Raw genomic sequence first — 21,268 nt, 5'->3', positions numbered from 1 at the left:
CTGCAAAATAGTTCCTCGTTCAGGTCCGGAAAATGTACATATCGTGCATTTTCTGGGCTTGAGTGTGTGAAACACCATCAGTTAGCAACTCTTTCTGAAAATTAAAAGTTGCACTGAAAAGTTAAATAAGTAATATATGCCGCCGTTGCCCAGACAACTCCAAACGGCTAACGCTGTCAGAGATTTAGGCAATATGCAGCAGGTTTAGATGGGCCGTTAGCTCAGTTGGTAGAGCAGTTGACTTTTAATCAATTGGTCGCTGGTTCGAATCCAGCACGGCCCACCACTTTTAACGTGGAATCTCCTGAAGATTTTGAAAGCCAAAATTAAAGTAGTACGCAGCATTTAGATGGGCCGTTAGCTCAGTTGGTAGAGCAGTTGACTTTTAATCAATTGGTCGCTGGTTCGAATCCAGCACGGCCCACCACTTTCAAAGTGGAAAATGTAGTGAAGCAGTGCAGGATGAGAACCACAAGTTCGAGCCGAGCGAAGCGAGACGACAACGCGCAAGCGTTGCCCGCAGGGCGAGGTGAAACCGAGTCAATCCAGCACGGCCCACCACTTTTTTAGTGAAGCCATCTAAATTGCAGAATTCAGAGAAAAGCGCCTTTTGGCGCTTTTTTCGCATGTGAGTCCCAAAAGACCTCATTTTTTCTTAAGTCTTCGCTTTTTGTTCCCCCGTTGCGTGTCTCATTCGAGACTCTTTTAAGTCCAGTAAACATTTTAAGCCCTGCGTCTATTATTTGGACGACTTTCCCTGCTTTTTGCGGTATTTTGTTTAGCATACAAAACTAAGGATTCCCGGGTGGGATCTGTTGTGGCTTATGGCTATCCGGGCAAGTTGCCTGACTGAATGAGATAACGAGTATGAGCGAAACATTGGATCTGAATGCGACGGTTTATCCTTTCCCTCCGAAACCCGCCGTGCTGACTGCAGATGAAAAGACCTTCTATAAAGAGAAGATCAGAAAACTGCTGAAGGAACGTGATGCCGTGATGGTGGCGCATTATTACACCGATCCTGAAATTCAGGCGCTCGCTGAAGAAACCGGTGGTATTGTCGCGGATTCTTTAGAGATGGCGCGTTTTGGCAGCCAGCATCCTGCTTCGACCCTGCTTGTCGCGGGTGTGCGCTTCATGGGAGAAACGGCCAAAATCCTCAGCCCGGAAAAAACCGTGCTGATGCCAACCCTCAACGCTGAATGTTCTTTGGATCTGGGCTGCCCGGAGCAAGCTTTCTCAGATTTTTGCGACCAGCACCCCGACCGCACCGTTGTGGTCTACGCTAATACCTCAGCAGCAGTAAAAGCCAGAGCCGACTGGGTCGTGACCTCAAGCATTGCGGTTGAGCTGATTGAACATCTCGATAGTCTGGGTGAAAAAATAATCTGGGCACCTGACCGGCACCTCGGAAATTACGTCCGTAAGCAGACGGGGGCAGACGTCTTGTGCTGGCAGGGCGCCTGTATCGTCCATGACGAGTTTAAAACACAGGCCCTGACCCGAATGAAAGGCTTGTATCCGAACGCCGCTGTTCTGGTGCATCCGGAGTCTCCTCAGGCGATCGTTGATATGGCTGATGCGGTCGGTTCTACCAGTCAGCTTATTCAGGCGGCAAAAACGTTGCCTCAGAAGCAACTGATCGTCGCCACTGACCGTGGTATTTTTTACAAAATGCAGCAGGCGTGCCCGGACAAAGAATTGTTTGAAGCGCCGACGGCGGGTGAGGGCGCAAGTTGCCGTACCTGCGCACATTGTCCGTGGATGGCGATGAATGGCCTTAAAGCCATTGCTGAAGGTCTGGAACACGGCGGCACGGAACATGCTATCGAGGTTGACGAAGCGCTGCGTGTGAAATCACTGATCCCCCTGAATCGCATGCTGGATTTTGCTGCCCAACTTAGATTACGGACGCAGGCTAAAGCGCTGTAAGCATTTTTTGTGACTGATAATGTCTTGTGACTGACAATAAAAGGAAAAGGATGTGATGATGGATTTTTTCAGTACCAGCAATATTCTGGTTCATATACCGCTTGGAAAGGGCGGATATGACCTGTCGTGGATTGAAGCTGTAGGCACCCTTTTTGGATTGCTCTGCATCTGGTACGCCAGCAAAGAAAAGCTGATCAACTATCCGTTCGGTCTGATCAACGTCACATTGTTTGCGATCATCTTTTTCCAGATCCAGCTTTACGCCAGCCTGCTGCTGCAGATTTTCTTCTTTGCCGCGAATATCTACGGCTGGTATGCCTGGAGTCGTCAGACAGCCGATCAGGAAGCTGAGTTGCAGATCCGCTGGTTGCCGCGTGGCAAAGCGCTGATATGGGGCGTAGTGTGCGTCGCAGGCATTCTGCTGATGACCTTCAACATTGACCGCGTTTTTGCCACCCTGACGCTAGTGGCGGTGAATCTGATGCAGGCGCTTGGGCTGAATGTGCAGATGCCTGAACTGCAACCTGATGCCTTCCCGTTCTGGGATTCGTCAATGATGGTGTTGTCGATTGTGGCAATGCTGCTGATGACCCGAAAATATGTCGAGAACTGGCTGCTGTGGGTCATCATTGATGTCATCAGCGTCGCGATTTTCGCTTATCAGGGCGTTTATGCGATGGCGCTTGAATACGTGCTGCTGACGCTGATTGCACTGAACGGTTCGTGGCTGTGGATCAAAAGTGCAAAGCAAAACGGTTCTCAGCCTTTGCAACCGGCCTGATTTTGCGACCATAAAAAACGCCTCCATAACGGAGGCGTTTTGCTTTCTCGTTCTGACCTGAGGAATCAGTGGTGATGATGTGCATGGCTATGACCATGATGATCGTGCCCGGCGCTGGTCACCGGAATTTCATTCATCTCACAATCCGGTGCTTCACACTGGCCATATTCCATCTGTATCGTGGCATGGCCGATGCGGCATTTTTCCAGTAAATGGTGCTGAATGCGGTAAAGCAGCGCGTCGTGATCGTGCGGTGGAACAACCTGCACGTGCACGGTCATCAGACGCTGTTCACCAATCTGCCAGACGTGAACGTGATGCACGTTGCGCACCTCCGGGATACTCAGGGATAAATCCCGGCGCAGTTTATTGATATCGATCTCTTCCGGTGTGCCTTCCAGCAACTCATGGAAACTCTCCCGCAGCAACCGCCAGGCATTGTTTAACACCAGGCAGGAAACCAGCACTGATAAAATCGGGTCCACAGGTGTCCAGCCGGTATACATGATGATCAGCGCCGCAGCGACCGCCCCAATTGACCCCAGCAAATCACCCAGAACATGCAGCGCGGCGGCACGCACATTAATGTTGGCTTTTTCCTGGCCCTGATGCAGCAGCCAGAAGGCCAGAATATTGGCAAACAGGCCAGCGATGGCGATCACCAGCATAGTGGTGCCCATCACCGGCTGTGGATTAAAGAATCGCGCGATGGCTTCCCAGACAATCAGAACGACAATCACCAGCAGCGCAGCGGCATTGACGAAGGCCGCCATGGTCGTCAGGCGCAAATAGCCAAAAGTATGGCGGGTATTCGGCTTACGTTTAGCAAAGCGTACGGCAAGCAATGCGACAAGCAGCGCGGCGGCGTCAGTCAGCATGTGTCCTGCATCGGCCAGAAGCGCCAGAGAGCCGGAGACCAGCCCGCCAATCACTTCGGCCACCATGAAAATCACAGTAACGAGGAAAGCCAGCAACAAACGGCGACTGTTTTTGTCCTGTGGTAACAGGGAAGAAGACATAATTATATTCACAAAAATGATGAACCGAGACAATCACAATAGCGTAATCATAACGTGTTGCAAGAAGGGCAAGTTAAGGAAGAAGGAGGAAACAAAGTTCCTCCTGTGTGAACAACCGTGACGGGATTAGTTACCGGTTTCTTTCGACGGTGTTGTGCCCGGGGTCTGATTCGGACAACGGCCATCTTTGCACATGGTTTTCTTATGCTGTTTGTCTTTGCTCATGTGATGCGTAGTGGTATCCGTTTTGGTATTCACTTCATTCACAGGTTTACTGGTATTGTTGATCTGATCGTTGCTCACACTTTTTGGCGCAATTTTCTGAATTGAACCCGGCGAGCCGGACTGATTTGCCTGGCCATTGTTATCGCTGGCTGAGGATTCGCCGGCAGCATAAGCAGCGCCGGTGGTCAGCGCCATGGTTGCGGTCAGTAACATGATTGCGAGCTTTTTCATAATGTTCATCTCCATTGTTTCGTTAAAGGTCCATGGTCGTTTTTCATGTGCCTGATAAAAGCCTAGCTAAATAAATTATGTCCTAAATCAAAATGAGACGAATCGTAAGTGTAAAAGCAGGTTTACACTGACATTCAATACGGCTAGATTGAACGCGGTCAGCGTTTCGCTTTGTCTCTTATGAACACCCGAATGGAACAGTTATGAATTATCAAAACGACGATTTACGCATTAAAGAAATCAAAGAACTTTTACCTCCGGTTGCCCTGCTCGAAAAATTTCCCGCCACTGACAAAGCGGCAAAAACAGTTTCTCAGGCTCGCAATGCCATTCATAAGATACTGAAAGGAAACGATGATCGCCTTCTTGTCGTCATCGGGCCGTGCTCCATTAACGATCCAAAAGCCGCGAAAGAATACGCTGCCCGTTTGCTGAAAATGCGTGAAGAGCTGCAAGGTGAGCTGGAAGTGGTGATGCGTGTTTATTTTGAAAAACCGCGCACTACGGTGGGCTGGAAAGGGCTCATTAATGATCCGCACATGAATAACAGCTACCAGATTAACGACGGTTTGCGCATTGCCCGCAAACTGTTACTGGATATTAATGACAGCGGTCTGCCAGCGGCGGGCGAGTTCCTGGACATGATTACGCCACAATATCTGGCGGATTTAATGAGCTGGGGTGCCATCGGCGCACGTACCACGGAATCTCAGGTACACCGTGAGTTGTCCTCCGGCTTATCTTGCCCGGTTGGTTTCAAAAACGGCACCGACGGTACCATTAAAGTGGCGATCGACGCCATCAACGCGGCTGGCGCGCCGCATTGCTTCCTGTCTGTCACCAAATGGGGTCACTCCGCTATCGTGAACACCAGCGGGAACAACGACTGCCATATCATTCTGCGCGGCGGCAAAAAGCCAAACTACAGTGCTCAGGATGTGCAGGAAGTGAAAGAAGGCCTGAAAAAAGGCGGACTGCCAGCCCGTATTATGATCGATTTCAGCCACGCCAACAGCAGTAAGCAATTCAAAAAGCAGATGGAAGTGTGTGAAGACGTTTGTGGTCAGATTGCGGGTGGCGAACAGGCGGTGATGGGCGTGATGGTCGAAAGTCATCTGGTCGAAGGGAATCAGAGCCTCGACAGCGGCGAGCCACTGGTTTACGGCCAGAGCGTGACCGATGCCTGCATCGGCTGGGAAGATACCGAAGTGCTGCTGCGTAATCTCGCGAACGCCGTTAAAGCGCGTCGCGGATAATTCTTTAACGCCAGCATATCTTTCTGAGCCCCGCTTTTGCGGGGCTTTTTATTACCTGAATATGTTCAGAGCGTGCATTTCATATCCATACAACGCAAATCAGCATTCGCCATCTCAGAGCGGTAAAGACTCTCTTTTACCAGACTGAAACCGTTCCTCTTATAAAATTCAAAAGCATTCGGTGTGGAAGCCAGCGTAAGTGCTGTGAATCCCCGCGATTTGGCTTCCGCTTTTATGGCAGCAAGAATTTGCGTGGCGAGACCTTTGCCTTCGAATTCCGGCAACGTAAAAATCGCTTCAACACTGCCATTTTTCAGATCGAGAAAACCTGTTGCCGCCGGTGTCTCCAGCCCGTGCACCTGTGCGACAAAAAAAGGATTCTCCGCAATAGCTTTGCGATATCCGGCAGGCATCTGTTCGGGCGTCCACGCCATCACAATGTCTGCGCCATAGGTATTTTTACATCCGTGGCGGATAGCCTGATTTCTGATTTCCCAGAGTATTTCCGCTTCATCGGGGCAGGCGAGTCTGACGGGCATTGTTATCTCCTTTTTGATGGCGTTCAGAAATAACTTACATGAATTCATCGCTCAATGTGTTGAATATGAAGTTTATTTTTTCACCGCGAGGTGTAACATTATCTTTTGCTAACAATAAAAACGGACAGGGATGAGAGATGAACGCAGTACAGATAAGAACAATAGAAATCCGAAAAATCACCGCCGGGACTGTCTATAAATTGGTGTCTGTCGGCATGCTGTTTGCAGCCTTACCTGTGGGTTTGCTGATGGGAATTATGGGGGCTTTTGGGTATGACGTGATTTTACTGAATGGCGAATACGTCTATGGCATTACAGCGTTTATCACCGCGCCGGTCCTTGCCTGCTTAATGTCACAAGTGTTCACGCTATTCTTTGGAACATTTATTTGCCTGGGATTGTGGATTTACTCACGTATTAAACGGATGAATATCAGGATAGTAGAAGATTCAAATACCTGATAAAGCAAGAGCAGGATGATGACAGAAGACGAACTGGATAAAGCCATTCACAAAGCTAATGAAAGGGAACGTTATCTCTGGCGGTACGCTCGCTGGTTTATCAAAATCTTGTGGTTTGGCTTGTTTATGGCTTTCCTTGCGCAATTAATACAACGTTATTTTCAGTGCTAACGTGTTTCTGATTTTGCCTGATGAGAAAGTCAAAGCCCCGGTTAATTATCGGGGCTTATTGTTTTATGCATTACTGAAAACGTAGCCGCGGAGTTACTTCTTCAGCCCTACGCCCAGCCGTCCGTTAGCGTTGAGATCTCGTTCAAGGAATCGGCCTGTCCAGTTTGCTTCATAGTTTTCGCGGGGGAAATCCACTGGTGAAGCGCCTGTCTTCAGCGCTTCGTGTACCTTACGGGCATAAGCGACATTCTTTTCGCACAGCGGCGCGGCTGGAATGTACATCACATTTCCCCATCCTTGCTGATCTTCAACCGGCGCGACGGAATGAATGACGTCACAATGCCACCATACCGAGTCGCCCGCCTGAAGTTCCGGAATACTGCACAGGCCTTTAATCAGATGCGGATGCCATTTTTCTGAAACAGGTAAAACGCGGCCAGGCGCAACGCCACAGAGTTCATCTTCCGGCACATCATCAAGCAGCGGACGCAGCAGCACATACGCCATCGCCTCAGGCACCGGAACGACGTGCAGCAAGCCCTGTCCGGTTTGCATATCAGATAGCGCAGTCCAGCCCTGGAATGTCCGGAACGCTGAGCATTTCGTCGTGTTTTCCACATCGTATTCATTGACGTCGGGTCTGAAAGCCGCATCCCATGGATCGTATTCCTCAAAACGGTTGGTGAAAATCTTGCGGAAGACTTTCTGATACGCCGGTAACAGCCAGCGTTCTAACGCGCCGGAATCGGTATGCGCGCCCAGCCCCTTAGAAGTGGTGCCCGGAAGACGCCTGCGGATCCTGTCCGGATAGATAATATTTACGTCAGGATTAAACCATGCGCCCTGATGGTCCCCGAACTTCCAGAGACGGTTTAAAAATGACTGAACCGTGCCGATTTCCTGGCTCTGTCTGGCTTCCATTTGCGCGTGAGACCAGTAGATCGGATAAGTTTCAGGCCGGGAAGCTTCCAGCGATCCGAAGAAGTTATCACCCGGCCCGCGGTAGACCTCATCGAAATGGTTGGCATCGAGGTAATGCAGCATGGATTTATCCATCGCCAGCGCGTCATCGCGGTCAAATGTCTGACGGACCACCAGACAGCCGCGGCGTTTCACCTGAGCAATTTGCGCATCAGAAACCCGGCCTTCCGCCAGCGCTGCCCAGCTGATTTGTGGCCATGCAGTCCCGTTCGCTGCCTCCTCCGCCCGTGCTGCGGCGATCTCCGTTTCAATTTTTTCGCATACCTGACGGAAGAGTCCTTCAACATCGCTAATCTGTGCGCGGAGTTGTTTTTTCATCTCGATAATATTCTTTTTATAATCAACAGGTAATGTCGTTGACGTAAATCTGTTATCCATAAAACCTCCGGCAGGTTGCTGAAATGATTATTTCGTACGAATATTAAATTACTTTCATTCGAAATTTTAAATGAATGTAGCAAAACTGTTATCTGAAAAGCCGGCGTTGGATCACGATTTTCACAACAGGGAGGATTTACCGGAAATCCGGATAAGGGCGGGGGAGTGTCGGATTCAGAAAACAAAAAAGGCACGCGTGTGCGTGCCTTGCCAATCTTCCTGCTTAACGCAGAAGAAAACGTGAAATTACTTCGCTTTACCCTGGTTTGCTACGGCCGCTGCTTTCGCTGCGATTTCGTCGGCATTACCCAGATAGTAACGTTTGATTGGTTTGTAGTTTTCGTCAAACTCGTAAACCAGTGGAACACCGGTAGGGATGTTCAGTTCCAGAATTTCTTCTTCGCTCAGGTCGTCGAGATATTTAACCAGTGCGCGCAGGGAATTACCGTGTGCCGCGATGATGACTCGCTCGCCGCTGGCGATGCGTGGTTTGATCACTTCAGTCCAGTAAGGGATGACGCGTTCGATGGTCAGCGCCAGGCTTTCTGTCGTTGGCAGTTCTGCCGCAGTCAGTTTAGCGTAACGTGGGTCGTGGCCAGGGAAACGTTCGTCAGCGCGATCCAGTTCTGGTGGCGTCACAGCAAAACCACGACGCCATTGTTTAACTTGCTCGTCACCGTATTTCTGTGCAGTTTCTGCTTTATCCAGACCCTGCAACGCACCGTAATGACGTTCGTTCAGTTTCCAGGATTTCTCAACTGGCAGCCATGGCTGGTTCAGTTCGTCCAAAACGCTCCACAGTGTGTGGATGGCACGTTTCAGCACAGAGGTGTATGCAAAATCGAATTGGAAGCCTTCGTCTTTCAGCAGCTGACCAGCAGCTTTTGCTTCGGTGCGGCCCTTATCGGACAGTTCAACATCATGCCAACCGGTAAAGCGGTTTTCTTTGTTCCACTCACTCTCACCGTGTCTTACCAGCACCAGCTTGGTTACAGCCATAGCTAAACTCCTCAGTTAACTCAATTTTCAATGATAACAGTTATCATTATAGGGTCTGGGCATCCCACTCAGCAATCTGAAACTTCCTCAGGAAATCTTTGCGGGACGCTGTTTGTATTAAACATAACGAATTTGCTGCGACGATGTAAAACAAAACGCGCAGAAGGTCACCCTGACAGCGCGTTTTGTACAAGCAGGTCAGCGTGATCAGCTGGCTTTTTTCAGGCAGGTACTCATGAAGGATTTACGCGCATCGCCTTTCAGATTTTGCTTCGCGGCATCGGCATTACAGGTTTTCATTTTCATCTGCTGAGGATTCATTTTATCGTCAGTTTTAGCCTCTGCTTTCAGACAATTGCTCATGAATTTTTTACGTTCATCCCCTTTCAGGGACTGCGTAGTGGCCTGCTGATTACAATCGGTCATTTTTTGGCGTTGCTCAGTCTGAGCAGGAGAAGGGACTTTCACCGGGTCCGCCGCCAGAGCGGAACCCGCCGCGCACAGCGTTGCCAGCAGGGATAGCACAACAGGTAAACGCATATCAAAACTCCTTAATAAACGTCCTTTTATGCAGGACACCCTCTGAGTTTAGATGTTTAGCTGAGAAAGTGCGGAAGCAGATGCGCAGTCAGTCACAAATTCGAAGAAGTTTGGGAAAAGGACAGAGCCTGGAAGCCCTGTCCTGAACGAATTACAACGCGAAGAACTGATACGTCGTCGAGGATTTATACGTCTGACCCGGTTTGACCCAGCAGCTCGGTTGCGGCCAGGTGGCGTGATTCGGGCTGTCCGGCAGAAATTCGCTTTCCAGCGCGACACCGCTGTAACTGGCGTATTCACCGCCGCTGCGGTTCGGTGTTCCGCCCAGGAAATTACCGCTGTAGAGTTGCACGGCGGGCGCAGACGTAAACATTGTCATTTTGACTTTGCCGTCGGCAGACCACAAATGCGCTGCCGGATTGCTGCCGCTGTTGCAGGTGCGGTTGAGCAGATAGGCGTGGTCATAGCCTTTCACGCGTTGCTGGTCGCGGTCGGTGAGGAAATCTTTCGCCAGCGTTTTGGCTGCGTTGAAATTCATGCCGGTGTTTTCAACCGGGGTCGGATCCGCACAGGGAATGCCATCGCTGTCGACCGGCAGGAAACGGTCCGCAAACAGTTGCAGCTTGTGCTGGCGCGCATCGGTGCCTTCGCCGTCGAGATTGAAATAGGCATGATTGGTCAGATTGACCGGGCATAGCTTATCAACCGTCGCTTCGTAACGGATTTCCAGACGGTTATCGTCAGTCAGCTGGTAATGCACTTTCGCCGTCATGTTGCCCGGATAACCCTGATCGCCGTCGGCCGAAAATAGCTGGAACGTCAGCTTCTGCGCGGTCTGTTCGAGAATAGTCCAGCGACGCGCATGGAAACCTTCCGGCCCGCCGTGAAGCTGATGCACGCCCTGATTGGCGACCACCAGATGCGGTTTGCCGTCGATATCAAACTGCGAGCGGGCGATACGGTTGGCGTAACGTCCGACGGTCGCGCCCAGATACGCGCTCTGGTTCATGTATTCCTGCGGCGACTGGCAGCCCAGCAGCAGTTCACGCGTGGAGCCATCCGTCAGCGGCAGGGTAAAGGATAACCAGGTCGCGCCCCAGTCCATGAATGTGGCGGTGGCACCTGCCGCATTCTGTAGCGTAACCTGTTCAAACGGCTGGCCATCGGGCGCCAGCTGCGTGTTTTCAGGTTTTAACATATGCCTGCTCCTTGGGAAGCTGTGCAAACGTAGAAGGTTTCTTTCAGACCGCTGTGCGCGTGATATTGCTGTTCAACGGCATGACGGACTTTCTCCACCATGTCTTCCGGCACCAGCGCCACGATGCAACCGCCAAAGCCGCCGCCGGTCATGCGCACGCCGCCTTTATCGCCAATCACTTCTTTAACGATTTCCACCAGCTTATCGATTTGCGGCACGGTGATTTCAAAATCATCACGCATTGAGGCGTGAGATTCTGCCATCAGTTCGCCCATACGTTTCAGGTCGCCACTGGCCAGCGCATCAGCTGCTGCCAGCGTACGGTCATTTTCTGTGATGACGTGACGTGCACGGCGGGCAACGACCGGATCCAGCTCATCCTGAATGGAGAAGAACAGGGCAGGGTCAACGTCACGCAGCGCTTTTACGCCAAAGAAGCGTGCCGCCACTTCGCACTGTTCGCGACGGGCATTGTATTCGCTGTCCACCAGACCGCGTTTCACGTTGGAGTTGATAATGACCACCGCGGCGTTTTTCGGCATGGACACTGCACGGGTTTCCAGCGAGCGACAGTCGATCAGCAGTGAATGATTTTCTTTGCCCAGCGCAGAAATAAGCTGATCCATAATGCCGCAGTTACAGCCGACAAACTGGTTCTCCGCTTCCTGACCGTTCAGTGCCAGCGCAACGCCGTCCAGCGGCAGATCGTACAATGATTTCAGCGCCTGACCGACCGCCACTTCCAGCGATGCGGATGAACTCAGGCCTGCACCCTGTGGCACATTGCCGCTGATCACCATGTCCGCGCCGGAGAAATCTTTGTTACGCAGCATCAGATGCTTCACCACGCCACGCACGTAGTTGGCCCACGGGTGCGCATCGCTGTGCAAAATAGGCTCGTCGAGCGAGAAGCTGTCTTCGTCGTTATCGAAATCGGCGGCGATCACGCGGATGGTGCGGTCATTACGCTGTGCACAGGCAATCACTGTTTCATAATCGATGGCGCATGGCAGCACGAAACCGTCGTTGTAATCGGTATGTTCGCCGATCAGATTTACGCGGCCCGGTGCTTTGATGGTAATGGTGGCAGGGTAGCCGAATTTATCGGCAAAGATTTCCAGGGTTTTGGTCTTCAGTTTCATTATTTTTCTCCGGCCTCACGATAATGGACATCACTCACCGCCCGCAGACGCTCAGCGGCTTGTTCCGCTGTCAGGTCGCGTTGGGTCTCAGCCAGCATTTCGTAGCCGACCATAAATTTGCGCACCGTGGCTGAACGCAGCAACGGCGGATAGAAATGTGCGTGCAACTGCCAGTGTTCGTTGTCGTCTTCGGTAAATGGCGCGCCATGCCAGCCCATCGAATACGGGAAAGAGCACTGGAACAGGTTGTCATAACGGCTGGTCAGCTTTTTCAGCGCCAGCGCCAGATCACCGCGTTGTGCATCGCTCAGTTCGGTAATGCGTTTGACGTGAACTTTCGGCAACAGCAAGGTTTCGAACGGCCACGCTGCCCAGTAAGGCACCACCGCCAGCCAGTGTTCGGTTTCGACCACCGTACGGCTGCCATCGGCCAGTTCGCGCTGCACGTAATCCAGCAGCATCGGCGAACCTTGCTGTTCAAGATAGGTGCGTTGCAGGCGATCTTCGCGTTCGGCTTCGTTAGGCAGGAAGTTGTTGGCCCAGATCTGACCGTGCGGATGCGGGTTGGAGCATCCCATCGCCGCGCCTTTGTTCTCGAAAACCTGCACCCATGGATAGGTTTTTGCCAGATCCGCGCTTTGCTCCTGCCAGGTTCTGACGATCTCCGTCAGGGCTTCAACCGACAGTTGTGGCAGCGTTTTACTGTGATCCGGCGAGAAACAGATCACCCGGCTGGTGCCGCGTGCGCTCTGAACGCGCATCAGTGGATCGTCGCTTTCCGGCGCAAAAGGGGTATCCGGCATCAGCGCGGCATAATCATTGGTAAACACAAACGTGCCGGTGTATTTCGGATTCACATCGCCAGTCACACGGGTGTTGCCCGGACACAGGAAACAGTCCGGGTCATGCGCAGGCAGCGTTTCCTGCGAAACGGCTTCCTGCTGGCCTTGCCACGGACGTTTTGCGCGGTGCGGGCTGACTAACACCCACTGATCGGTCAGCGGGTTGTAGCGACGATGCGGGTGATCAATCGGGTTAAACGTGGTCATAAACTTTCCTTAGTGCACCTTAGTCCGGGTAGCCTTGCGGGTTTTTCGACTGCCATAGCCAGGTATCGTTGGCCATGTCTTCAAGCGTTCGGGTGACTTTCCAGTTCAGCTCTTTCGCCGCTTTGGTCGGATCCGCCCAGTAAGCCGGTAAGTCGCCCTCACGGCGCGGTGCAAACTTGTAATTCACGGGCTTGCCGCAGGCTTTGCTGAAGGCATTTACCACATCCAGCACGCTGTGGCCGAAGCCCGCGCCCAGGTTATAAATATGTACGCCCGCTTTGTTGTGCAGGGTTTTCATTGCCGCCAGATGGCCGTCGGCAAGATCGACCACATGGATATAATCACGCACGCCGGTGCCGTCCGGGGTCGGATAATCGTTGCCGAAAATCGCCACGGACTCACGACGGCCTACCGCTACCTGCGCGATAAATGGCATCAGGTTATTTGGCACGCCCTGGGGATCTTCACCCATCAGGCCAGACGGATGCGCGCCGACCGGGTTGAAGTAACGCAGCAGCGTAATGCTCCATTCAGGTTCTGCACGCTGCACATCCTGCAGAATTTGCTCGACCATCAGTTTGCTGCGGCCGTACGGGCTGGACGGATTGCCGGTCGGGAAATCTTCAACGTAAGGCGTTTTTGGCTGATCGCCATACACGGTCGCTGAAGAGCTGAAAATCAGGTTTTTAACGCCAGCTTCACGCATGGCTTCAACCAGCACCAGCGTGCCGGTGACGTTGTTGTCATAATAAGCCAGCGGTTTTGCCACCGATTCACCCACGGCTTTCCAGCCAGCGAAATGAATGACGGAATGAACAGGGTGCTCACTGAAAATTTTATCGAGAAGCGTGCGGTCGCGAATATCACCTTCGTAGAACAGCGGCGTTTTGCCGGTCAGGCTGTGGATGCGTTCCAGTACGCTGACTTTGCTGTTATGAAGGTTATCAAGAATGATTGGCGTAAAGCCTGCATCAATCAGTTGCACGCAAGTATGACTACCGATGTAACCGCTACCACCTGTGACTAAGACGTACATAAGAGCTCCCCGATGATTATCTTGATGCAACGATATCACGCTGCAAGGCTGAAAAAGGTGATCCATCCCCAATAAAATGGAATCGCTTACACAAACAGTTTACCACCTTTCAACATGACTCAACAGGTGCTGCGTGCCATGCAGAAAGCCTTCTGCAGCCGGCAGCAATCCAGAAAGGATGGGTTGTGTAATCGCTTACACTAACATTTATGCTTTGTCTGAATCAGTTTTCCGTGCTCATTTTCAGACTCCAGCCGGGGAAATGCCGACATTTTGTCCAGTAACCAGCGGCGGAGCGTCACGATGTCATCGCGCAGTGCTTTCTCTTTTGCGGTCACCAGATAATAGTTTGCGCCGGGAAGATATTGAGGGAATGGCGTGGTCAGAATGCCTTTTTCAATGAAGTCATGGGCCAGTAAACTGCTGACAATCGCCACGCCCTGGCCGGCAATTGCCGCCTGAATGGCATGGGTTTCATCTGTAAAGCGCAGGCCGCTGTCGGTATTTAATTGCGCGGGACCAACGTGTTTTTTCCAGTTTTCCCAGTCGGGAGAAGGATGGGGAATATGACGGTTTTCCACATGAAACAACGTCACTTCCTTCAGATCTTCCATCGTTTTCAGCGCCAGTGCAGGACTGGCAACCAGCACAAAAGTGTCGTGATAAAGCAACGTTGAATCGAGACTTTCATTGGCGGATTCACTGTAACGGATCGCCACATCCACGGTATTACGGGTTAAATCCACCAGTTCAATGCCGGTGTGCAGGCGTAAATCCATTTCGGGCGCAGCGGCTTTTAAGTCCGCCAGCCGTGGCACCAGCCAGTGCGTCAGGAAATTGGACGTGGTGGTCAGTGTCAGTGCCGCAGGCAACCCGGCGTGATGGATTTCTTCGACGGCTGCCTGTAATCCGGCAAATGCCTGCCGGGTGGCCTGGCGCAGAATTTTCCCCGCAGCGGTTAGCCTGACCTCACGGGCGCTGCGCTCAAACACCGCCGTGCCCAGTGCGTCTTCAAGCACACGGATCTGATGGCTGATGGCGGTGGCCGTCACGCCGATATCTTCTGCCGCGCGTTTGAAACTCCTTTGCTGCGCCACGACATCAAACGCTTTGAGCGAACCCAGCGGCGGTAAACGGATCTTCTTCATGATGAGTTATTTTCATCCATTGCTGAAATCTATGACTTTGAGTTAGCTAAAATAGGCGGTGTAAGCTCTTTTATCAACACGATGAAGATGAAGCATATTCATCTGCTGAGCCGATGAATGTTGATAAAGGAACTTGCTATGAACGCCAAAAAATTACCCATGCCGTTGCTGGCTTCTGCGCTGGGCACGCTGTTTGTGCTGAACCTGGCGCTGACACTGCTGAGCGTCGCCTTTTACGGTCTGGACACACCGCTGTCCCACTCGCTGGCGGGGGCTGCCGCACTCTTTTTTGTAATGTTTATCATCAGCGAACGTTATCACCCCGAACCGCTAATGCCACGCCATCTGCGGTCGTCGTTGCTGTTACAGATAAGCCTCTGGACGCGTATTTTCGTCACGGCGGTCACTTATGCCACGTGGTTCATGCTGGCGGTGGCGATGTATCAGCTTTACGGATTGGGTGTACCGGGCATTATTCTCAGCTTCGTTCCCTTATTGCTGATGATGCTGCCGGGCAAAGCGCTCAGCGAAAAGCTCGGGCGGGGAATGACATCTGCCCGCATCTTGCTGTGGGGGTTTATGATTGCGGCGGGCGGACTGGAGGGGATGGCGATGACACCCTCGTTCTGGCCGGTGCTGCTGCCGGGATTGTTACTGACCGGATTCGGGGCGGGTATGGTTCGCCAGGCCGCCGCGGCAGAAAGGGATCTGCTCACCGGGGCCGAATACCATTATGCAATCCTGCTGGGAGGTTGGGTTCGGGTGAGCAGTACCATAGTGATACTGGCACTGCTCATTCTGCTACTGAGAAATAACCCCGGCCAGCAGGGGATTGAAAACGGATTTGCATTGCTGGCGGCACTGGCGCTGGCTGGTGTCGTGACCGCGCTGATGGTTCCCGCAAAGGCGAAGCAAAATAACGTTACAGCGCGTCAATCTGATAACGGTAGATTTCGCCATCAGGAATAAAGCTCAGCCGGTGAGTAATACATTCCGGCGCATCTTCCGCATGATGCGAAACAAACAGCAACTGGGTTTCGCCTTCGCCGATCAGAATATCGACAAAACGGCGCACCAGCTGGCGGTTGATCGGATCCAGACCCTGCAAAGGTTCATCCAGAATTAACAGCGCCGGATGCTTGACCAGCGCGCGGGCGATGAGCGCCAGCCGCTGTTGTCCCCAGGATAAACTGTGGAACGGGCTATCACCGGCATCGCCGTCCAGTCCGAGCAGTGTCAGCCATTGCGAGGTGAGCAATCTCTGCCGGTCAGATACCGCCTGATAAATGCCGATCGAATCGAAGAAGCCGGAAGTAATGACATTGCGCACGCTGGTGCTGACGCGATAATCCAGATGCAGACTGCTGCTGACGTAGCCGATATGGCGTTTGATGTCCCAGATGGTTTCACCGCTGCCACGCCGGCGACCGAACAGCGTCAGATCATTGCTGTAGCCCTGTGCGTGATCGCCGGTGATAAGGCTCAGTAAGGTGGATTTCCCGGCACCGTTCTGGCCGGTGATCTGCCAGTGCTGACCGTGATCGACCTGCCAGCTCAGATTGTGCAGGATCGGCTTGTCGTTGTACTGCACCACGCCGTCACGCAGTACGATCAAAGGGCTGTCGGCAGGCGGACTGACGCGGGCTGTCGGATCTTCTGCTTCCGGCACAGCCATGCCGTTCAGGCTTTCGCTGTGTGCCAGTTGCGCGACCAGCGCATCAGCCATCACCTGTTCGCGCGCACCCACCGAGGCCAGCGTGCAGTCAGCCAGAACGCCGACATTTTTCACAAATGCAGGAATGTCGTCAAAGCGGTTAAGCACCAGCACCATCGTCTGACCTTCGCCGGACAAGGTTTCCAGCAACTGTGCCAGTTGCGCCCGGGCGTTGACGTCGAGGCCATCGAACGGCTCATCAAGCACCAGCAAATCGGGTTTTTGCATCAGCACCTGACACAGCAGTGTCTTGCGCGTTTCGCCGGTGGATAAATATTTGAAGCGGCGGTCGAGCAATTTCTCAATACCAAACTGCGCGGCAAGGGCAGCACAGCGGGCAGGGTCGCGCACTTCATCCTGAATAATTTCAGCGGTGGTGCGGCCGGTATCGTCTTCACCTTCGCTCAGTAAGTCGGTGTTGTTACGCTGCCATTCATCGGCCACCAGCTTCTGCAACTGTTCGAATGAGAGACGCACAATATGCGGAAAATTGTTTTCCCGGGTACCTTTCAGCAGGGTTAAATCGCCTGCCAGCGCTCGTGCCAGTGCGGATTTTCCACTGCCATTTGAGCCGACAAACGCCCAGCTGTCGGCCTGCTGGATATTCAGATCAGAAAGTGTGAGGGTTCGGGTATCACTGAGACGGAAAACGCCTTGCGAGATATGTAACGACGACATCTTAATCTCTCATTTTCAAATGATTATAAAACAAGGGATAAGCGCTGCACCTTCGCAAGTCAATTGACAAATCTGCAAAATGAAAACGCTGATTTTGCAAGATACTGATTAAATTCTGCTTTTAGCACAGGGTGGCCAGGATCACTTTGTCGTCATCAAACTGCGCGTAAACGCTCTGACCGTTTTTCAGAGCCAGTTTATCGGCTTCGGCATTCGGTACCGTCGCACACAGAATTTCACTGCTTTGCAGTTTCATCAGCACTTCGCTGTTGTTTTCACCGCGCTGGATGTGGGTGACACTGCCCTGCAAGGCGTTATGCGGATTTTCTGCGGTGAAGCCAAGGGTGATCCAGGGCGCTTTGATCAGCACCAGCACTTCCTTGCCGGGCGTTAACGCCAGACGGTCTGCGCTTTGTTCAGTGATCGCGGCGCGGATTTTTGTTTTGCCGTCAGCCAGCAGGACATCAATATGCTGCTGAACGGTGCTGTTATCGCGTTCAATCACGTTGCCGAAGAACTGGTTGCGCGCGCTGGTTTGCAGGGAGAAGCGTGAAATGGCCGCCAGCAAACTGTCGAGAGGGAGCGAATCTTCTTTTAGCACGTCGAAGGCTTTTTGCTGGATTTGCGCCAGTAATTCATAAAGCTGGATCAGGCGCTCGCCGTAAGGTGTCAGCACTGCGCCGCCACCGCCTTTCCCGCCGGTGCTGCGATCGACCAGCGTCTGATCGGCAAGCTGATTCATTTCATTGATGGCATCCCAGGCGCTTTTGTAACTGATGTTCGCGAGCTTAGCCCCCTGACTGATTGAACCGGTGTGGCGCACCTGCCGCAGTAATTCAATACGGCGCGGATCGGCAAACAAACGTTGCTGAAGTTTAAGGGTTAAGAGAATTTCGGCTTGCATCGCAGCTTCCTTGTTAGAATCATGGCTTATTGTCGCCGCTAAACCTGCAGGCAGGCAAGTTGGCTAAATGCTAAAGTAATTACCGTCCCGTGCTGTTATTATCCGCAACAGTTTGATTTTTCGTTTTTGACTTCATGTACGAAGTCCAACATCGCCTCAGGGCGATTCAGCCAGTTAAGTGAGGCTATCATGTTAGAACTATTAGAAAGTTTGATTTTCGCTGCCATCATGGTGCCGGTCTTCATCGCTGTGATCCTGGGCTTGATCTGGGGACTGGGCGAAGTATTCAACATCATTTCACACGTGGGCCACTCTAAAGAATCCCGTGAGAAACCTCATTACTGATTAATGAGACTGTTTGTTTCCGGAACCCGGCCCTTGCGCCGGGTTTTCTTTTTTCCGGGTTTTCTTTTTTATAGTTCAGATCAAAAAAACATAGGTTATCTCCCCCTGACTCATAAAAATGAATGACATCGTTTTTCGTCGCGCTATATTAAAGATTACATAGCGAAATATCTCTTCATAAAGGCGAAGGAAAACGATGACATATCAATGGGGTAAAGTATTCACCGCAACCATTCTGGTCGCAGGGCTTGGCGTTCAGGCGCAGGCAGCAGAGAAAATCACGGTGTTTGCCGCTGCATCACTCACCAATGCTTTGCAGGATATCGCCACCCAATACCAGAAAGAAAAAGGCGTGCAGGTGGTCTCATCCTTCGCCTCATCTTCGACACTGGCCCGCCAGATTGAACAGGGCGCGCCGGCAGATTTGTTTATTTCTGCCGATCAGCAATGGATGGATTATGCCATCAGCAAGCAGCAGATGGTCGATAACACCCGTTACACGTTGCTGGGCAACGAACTGGTGCTGATTTCTGCGGCTAACAGCAAAATCAACAAAGTCGACATCTCTGAGAAAACCGAATGGACCAAACTGACGGGCGACAGCCGCCTGGCGGTGGGTGACCCTGATCATGTCCCGGCCGGGATTTATGCCAAAGAAGCGCTGCAAAAACTGGGGGCCTGGACCACGCTGGAACCTAAACTGGCGCGCGCCAGCGACGTCCGTGCGGCCATGGCGCTGGTTGAACGCGAAGAAGCGCCAGTGGGCATAGTTTATGGTTCTGACGCCGTCGCCAGTAAAAAAGTGAAAGTGATCGGTATTTTCCCTGCCTCCAGCCATAAGCCGGTTGAGTATCCGATGGCGATGGTGAAAGGGCACGAAAATGCCACCGTCAGCGGTTTTTATGATTATCTGAAAACCCCGGCAGCGGCTGCAATCTTCAAAAAATACGGTTTCACGCCTCGCGGCTAAGTTCATCGCTGTTGCTGAAAACAGATAAAGCCTGCGCTGCGCCAGGAGGCTTTATCTGTCCATCCCGGTTTCTTTCCCCGTGTGTGATTCTCTATACTTTGACGTAAATTAAAGCCTGCGAAATTTTTGCCGATATTTTATCTCTGCGACACATAAATTCAGGATTAAGAAACCGACATGATGTTGAGTGAATATGAGTGGCAGGCGGTACTTCTTAGTCTGAAAGTATCGAGCCTGGCCGTTGTTTGCAGTCTGCCGCTTGGTATTCTGATGGCGTGGGTCCTCGCCCGCGGCCGCTTTCCCGGCAAGTCCCTGCTCGACAGTATTATTCATTTGCCGCTGGTATTACCGCCGGTGGTGATTGGCTATTTGCTGCTGGTGGTGATGGGGCGACGCGGCTTTATCGGCCAGCGTCTGTACGAATGGTTTGGTTTCAGCTTCAGTTTTAGCTGGCATGGTGCAGTGCTGGCCTCGGCGGTGGTGGCATTTCCGCTGATGGTGCGGGCGATACGCCAGTCGCTGGAGGCGGTTGACCCCAAACTTGAACTCGCCGCCCGCACGCTCGGTGCTTCGCCGTGGCGGGTCTTTTTCACCATCACACTGCCGCTTTCCGTGCCGGGCGTCATTGCCGGCGTGGTGCTGGCATTTGCCCGTTCGCTGGGCGAGTTTGGTGCAACGATCACCTTCGTCTCGAATATTCCGGGTGAGACCCGCACCATTCCGCTGGCGATGTATACCCTGATTGAAACGCCGGGCGCGGAAGGCGCTGCCGCACGGCTCTGCGTGCTGGCAATCCTGCTGTCTCTGGCGGCATTGCTGATTTCTGACTGGCTGGCAAAACGCAGCCGTATCCGGCTGGGAGGCTGACATGCTTGAACTCGATTTCAGCCAGACGCTGGGCAGCCTGGAATTACAGGTATCGCAGACCTTACCGGCGCAGGGGATAACGGCCATTTTTGGTTTGTCAGGCGCAGGAAAAACCTCGCTGATTAATGCGATCGGCGGCCTGACCCAACCTGATAGTGGCCGCATTACCTTGAACGGCCGCATCTTATCGGATAAGCAAAACAACATTTTCCTGCCGCCAGAAAAACGCCGCGTCGGTTATGTTTTTCAGGATGCGCGACTGTTCCCGCATTACCGTGTGAAAGGCAATCTGCAATACGGCATGGCGCCGTCGATGCGCGGACAGTTCGATAACATCGTGCGGTTGCTCGGTATCGCCCCCTTACTGGACCGCTTCCCGCTCACGCTTTCAGGTGGCGAGAAACAGCGCGTGGCAATTGGTCGTGCGCTGCTGACAGCACCGGAAATTTTACTGATGGATGAGCCGCTGGCCGCGCTCGATATCCCGCGTAAACGCGAACTGATGCCTTACCTGGAGCGTCTGGCGCAGGAAGTCAGCATTCCGATTTTGTATGTGACGCACAGCCTCGATGAGATTTTACGTCTGGCGGAAAAAGTGCTGGTGCTCGACGGCGGTAAAGTGCTGGCCATGGGCACTTTGGAAGACGTGTGGGCGAGCAATGTGATGCGGCCGTGGCTGCCGAAAGAAGAGCAAAGCAGCGTGC

General features: G+C 52.5%; 22 protein-coding genes, 2 tRNA genes and 1 other RNA gene. 12 read left to right on the top strand and 13 right to left on the bottom strand.

Annotated elements, in window-relative coordinates:
* Positions 1-210: 210 nt before the first annotated feature.
* From UC14_RS23155 to pnuC, 5 genes are all read left to right on the top strand, one after another.
* A tRNA-Lys gene (locus tag UC14_RS23155) sits at positions 211-286 on the top strand.
* Between the two features lie 65 nt (positions 287-351).
* A tRNA-Lys gene (locus UC14_RS23150) sits at positions 352-427 on the top strand.
* Positions 428-441: 14 nt separating this feature from the next.
* A non-coding RNA gene (locus tag UC14_RS23145) (RtT sRNA) lies at positions 442-561 on the top strand.
* 306 nt (positions 562-867) lie between these two features.
* The gene (gene nadA / locus UC14_RS23135) at positions 868-1,932 is read left to right on the top strand and encodes a quinolinate synthase NadA (RefSeq protein ID WP_112198513.1); all 1,065 of its coding nucleotides are present in this window, start codon (positions 868-870) and stop codon (positions 1,930-1,932) included.
* A 58-nt stretch (positions 1,933-1,990) separates the two neighbouring features.
* The gene (gene pnuC, locus UC14_RS23130; protein WP_015690252.1) at positions 1,991-2,713 is read left to right on the top strand and encodes a nicotinamide riboside transporter PnuC; all 723 of its coding nucleotides are present in this window, start codon (positions 1,991-1,993) and stop codon (positions 2,711-2,713) included.
* 65 nt (positions 2,714-2,778) lie between these two features.
* Here the strand turns inward: pnuC and zitB are convergent, their stop codons facing one another.
* Entirely contained in the window at positions 2,779-3,732 is a 954-nt protein-coding gene (gene zitB / locus UC14_RS23125; RefSeq protein WP_013576422.1) for a CDF family zinc transporter ZitB, read from the bottom strand.
* A 126-nt stretch (positions 3,733-3,858) separates the two neighbouring features.
* A complete protein-coding gene (locus UC14_RS23120; protein WP_013576421.1) occupies positions 3,859-4,188 on the bottom strand; it encodes a protein YbgS in 330 nt (109 codons plus the stop codon).
* 203 nt (positions 4,189-4,391) lie between these two features.
* Here UC14_RS23120 and aroG point away from each other — a divergent pair, with 203 nt between their 5' ends.
* Complete coding sequence (gene aroG, locus UC14_RS23115) at positions 4,392-5,444, top strand: 3-deoxy-7-phosphoheptulonate synthase AroG (protein ID WP_112151663.1); 1,053 nt, start codon at positions 4,392-4,394, stop codon at positions 5,442-5,444.
* A 65-nt stretch (positions 5,445-5,509) separates the two neighbouring features.
* On the opposite strand, the gene UC14_RS23110 is transcribed toward aroG, so the two are convergent.
* Complete coding sequence (locus UC14_RS23110) at positions 5,510-5,983, bottom strand: GNAT family N-acetyltransferase (RefSeq protein ID WP_015690248.1); 474 nt, start codon at positions 5,981-5,983, stop codon at positions 5,510-5,512.
* 137 nt (positions 5,984-6,120) lie between these two features.
* Here UC14_RS23110 and UC14_RS23105 point away from each other — a divergent pair, with 137 nt between their 5' ends.
* Entirely contained in the window at positions 6,121-6,444 is a 324-nt protein-coding gene (locus UC14_RS23105; RefSeq protein WP_015690247.1) for a hypothetical protein, read from the top strand.
* A 264-nt stretch (positions 6,445-6,708) separates the two neighbouring features.
* Here UC14_RS23105 and UC14_RS23100 read toward each other — a convergent pair whose 3' ends face one another.
* The 8 genes from UC14_RS23100 to UC14_RS23065 form a co-directional block, all read right to left on the bottom strand.
* On the bottom strand, positions 6,709-7,974 hold the full coding sequence (locus UC14_RS23100; protein WP_112198512.1) for a DUF1479 domain-containing protein: 1,266 nt from the start codon (positions 7,972-7,974) through the stop codon (positions 6,709-6,711).
* 246 nt (positions 7,975-8,220) lie between these two features.
* Positions 8,221-8,973, bottom strand: coding sequence for a 2,3-diphosphoglycerate-dependent phosphoglycerate mutase (gpmA, locus tag UC14_RS23095; protein WP_013576415.1), 753 nt, complete (start codon positions 8,971-8,973; stop codon positions 8,221-8,223).
* Between the two features lie 207 nt (positions 8,974-9,180).
* Positions 9,181-9,513: a PsiF family protein gene (locus UC14_RS23090; protein WP_037037122.1), complete on the bottom strand. Its 333-nt coding sequence runs from the start codon at positions 9,511-9,513 to the stop codon at positions 9,181-9,183.
* Positions 9,514-9,664: 151 nt separating this feature from the next.
* Positions 9,665-10,711 carry a galactose-1-epimerase gene (gene galM, locus UC14_RS23085; RefSeq protein WP_112198511.1) on the bottom strand — a complete coding sequence of 349 codons (1,047 nt, stop codon included), beginning with the start codon at positions 10,709-10,711 and terminating at the stop codon, positions 9,665-9,667.
* The gene (gene galK, locus UC14_RS23080; RefSeq protein ID WP_013576412.1) at positions 10,705-11,853 is read right to left on the bottom strand and encodes a galactokinase; all 1,149 of its coding nucleotides are present in this window, start codon (positions 11,851-11,853) and stop codon (positions 10,705-10,707) included. The genes galM and galK overlap by 7 nt, the downstream gene beginning before the upstream one ends.
* Positions 11,853-12,902: a galactose-1-phosphate uridylyltransferase gene (gene galT / locus UC14_RS23075; protein WP_112198510.1), complete on the bottom strand. Its 1,050-nt coding sequence runs from the start codon at positions 12,900-12,902 to the stop codon at positions 11,853-11,855. Before galT ends, galK begins: the two co-directional genes overlap by 1 nt.
* Positions 12,903-12,921: 19 nt before the next feature.
* A complete protein-coding gene (gene galE, locus UC14_RS23070; protein ID WP_112198509.1) occupies positions 12,922-13,938 on the bottom strand; it encodes a UDP-glucose 4-epimerase GalE in 1,017 nt (338 codons plus the stop codon).
* Between the two features lie 200 nt (positions 13,939-14,138).
* Positions 14,139-15,086 (bottom strand): LysR substrate-binding domain-containing protein, encoded by a 948-nt coding sequence (locus tag UC14_RS23065; protein ID WP_112198508.1) that lies wholly within the window; start codon positions 15,084-15,086, stop codon positions 14,139-14,141.
* A 138-nt stretch (positions 15,087-15,224) separates the two neighbouring features.
* On the opposite strand from UC14_RS23065, the gene UC14_RS23060 reads away from it, so the two are divergent.
* Positions 15,225-16,055, top strand: a complete 831-nt coding sequence (locus tag UC14_RS23060; RefSeq protein ID WP_112198507.1) for a hypothetical protein — start codon at positions 15,225-15,227, stop codon at positions 16,053-16,055.
* Here UC14_RS23060 and modF read toward each other — a convergent pair.
* Entirely contained in the window at positions 16,009-17,478 is a 1,470-nt protein-coding gene (gene modF / locus UC14_RS23055; protein ID WP_037037131.1) for a molybdate ABC transporter ATP-binding protein ModF, read from the bottom strand. The two genes, UC14_RS23060 and modF, sit on opposite strands and share 47 nt — an antisense overlap.
* Positions 17,479-17,599: 121 nt before the next feature.
* Positions 17,600-18,382 carry a molybdenum-dependent transcriptional regulator gene (gene modE, locus UC14_RS23050; protein WP_015690240.1) on the bottom strand — a complete coding sequence of 261 codons (783 nt, stop codon included), beginning with the start codon at positions 18,380-18,382 and terminating at the stop codon, positions 17,600-17,602.
* Between the two features lie 189 nt (positions 18,383-18,571).
* Between modE and UC14_RS23045 the strand changes: the two genes are divergently transcribed.
* From UC14_RS23045 to modC, 4 genes are all read left to right on the top strand, one after another.
* A complete protein-coding gene (locus UC14_RS23045; protein ID WP_013576405.1) occupies positions 18,572-18,727 on the top strand; it encodes an AcrZ family multidrug efflux pump-associated protein in 156 nt (51 codons plus the stop codon).
* 196 nt (positions 18,728-18,923) lie between these two features.
* Positions 18,924-19,697, top strand: a complete 774-nt coding sequence (modA, locus tag UC14_RS23040) for a molybdate ABC transporter substrate-binding protein (RefSeq protein WP_013576404.1) — start codon at positions 18,924-18,926, stop codon at positions 19,695-19,697.
* A gap of 177 nt (positions 19,698-19,874) precedes the next feature.
* The gene (gene modB, locus UC14_RS23035) at positions 19,875-20,564 is read left to right on the top strand and encodes a molybdate ABC transporter permease subunit (protein ID WP_013576403.1); all 690 of its coding nucleotides are present in this window, start codon (positions 19,875-19,877) and stop codon (positions 20,562-20,564) included.
* A 1-nt stretch (position 20,565) separates the two neighbouring features.
* Positions 20,566-21,268 (top strand): molybdenum ABC transporter ATP-binding protein (modC, locus tag UC14_RS23030; protein ID WP_112198506.1); only part of this gene is annotated, 703 nt, incomplete at its 3' end.

Source organism: Rahnella sp. NRRL B-41462 (assembly GCF_003263525.1).
Lineage (GTDB): Bacteria > Pseudomonadota > Gammaproteobacteria > Enterobacterales > Enterobacteriaceae > Rahnella > Rahnella aceris.
This window is presented reverse-complemented; position numbering and strand designations above follow the sequence as displayed.

Excerpts from the sequence above, each read along its gene's own strand:
- nadA (WP_112198513.1), top strand. The coding sequence starts at position 868 with ATGAGCGAAACATTGGATCTGAATGCGACGGTTTATCCTTTCCCTCCG.
- pnuC (WP_015690252.1), top strand. The coding sequence starts at position 1,991 with ATGGATTTTTTCAGTACCAGCAATATTCTGGTTCATATACCGCTTGGA.
- zitB (WP_013576422.1), bottom strand. The coding sequence starts at position 3,732 with ATGTCTTCTTCCCTGTTACCACAGGACAAAAACAGTCGCCGTTTGTTG.
- UC14_RS23120 (WP_013576421.1), bottom strand. The coding sequence starts at position 4,188 with ATGAAAAAGCTCGCAATCATGTTACTGACCGCAACCATGGCGCTGACC.
- aroG (WP_112151663.1), top strand. The coding sequence starts at position 4,392 with ATGAATTATCAAAACGACGATTTACGCATTAAAGAAATCAAAGAACTT.
- UC14_RS23110 (WP_015690248.1), bottom strand. The coding sequence starts at position 5,983 with ATGCCCGTCAGACTCGCCTGCCCCGATGAAGCGGAAATACTCTGGGAA.
- UC14_RS23105 (WP_015690247.1), top strand. The coding sequence starts at position 6,121 with ATGAACGCAGTACAGATAAGAACAATAGAAATCCGAAAAATCACCGCC.
- UC14_RS23100 (WP_112198512.1), bottom strand. The coding sequence starts at position 7,974 with ATGGATAACAGATTTACGTCAACGACATTACCTGTTGATTATAAAAAG.
- gpmA (WP_013576415.1), bottom strand. The coding sequence starts at position 8,973 with ATGGCTGTAACCAAGCTGGTGCTGGTAAGACACGGTGAGAGTGAGTGG.
- UC14_RS23090 (WP_037037122.1), bottom strand. The coding sequence starts at position 9,513 with ATGCGTTTACCTGTTGTGCTATCCCTGCTGGCAACGCTGTGCGCGGCG.
- galM (WP_112198511.1), bottom strand. The coding sequence starts at position 10,711 with ATGTTAAAACCTGAAAACACGCAGCTGGCGCCCGATGGCCAGCCGTTT.
- galK (WP_013576412.1), bottom strand. The coding sequence starts at position 11,853 with ATGAAACTGAAGACCAAAACCCTGGAAATCTTTGCCGATAAATTCGGC.
- galT (WP_112198510.1), bottom strand. The coding sequence starts at position 12,902 with ATGACCACGTTTAACCCGATTGATCACCCGCATCGTCGCTACAACCCG.
- galE (WP_112198509.1), bottom strand. The coding sequence starts at position 13,938 with ATGTACGTCTTAGTCACAGGTGGTAGCGGTTACATCGGTAGTCATACT.
- UC14_RS23065 (WP_112198508.1), bottom strand. The coding sequence starts at position 15,086 with ATGAAGAAGATCCGTTTACCGCCGCTGGGTTCGCTCAAAGCGTTTGAT.
- UC14_RS23060 (WP_112198507.1), top strand. The coding sequence starts at position 15,225 with ATGAACGCCAAAAAATTACCCATGCCGTTGCTGGCTTCTGCGCTGGGC.
- modF (WP_037037131.1), bottom strand. The coding sequence starts at position 17,478 with ATGTCGTCGTTACATATCTCGCAAGGCGTTTTCCGTCTCAGTGATACC.
- modE (WP_015690240.1), bottom strand. The coding sequence starts at position 18,382 with ATGCAAGCCGAAATTCTCTTAACCCTTAAACTTCAGCAACGTTTGTTT.
- UC14_RS23045 (WP_013576405.1), top strand. The coding sequence starts at position 18,572 with ATGTTAGAACTATTAGAAAGTTTGATTTTCGCTGCCATCATGGTGCCG.
- modA (WP_013576404.1), top strand. The coding sequence starts at position 18,924 with ATGACATATCAATGGGGTAAAGTATTCACCGCAACCATTCTGGTCGCA.
- modB (WP_013576403.1), top strand. The coding sequence starts at position 19,875 with ATGATGTTGAGTGAATATGAGTGGCAGGCGGTACTTCTTAGTCTGAAA.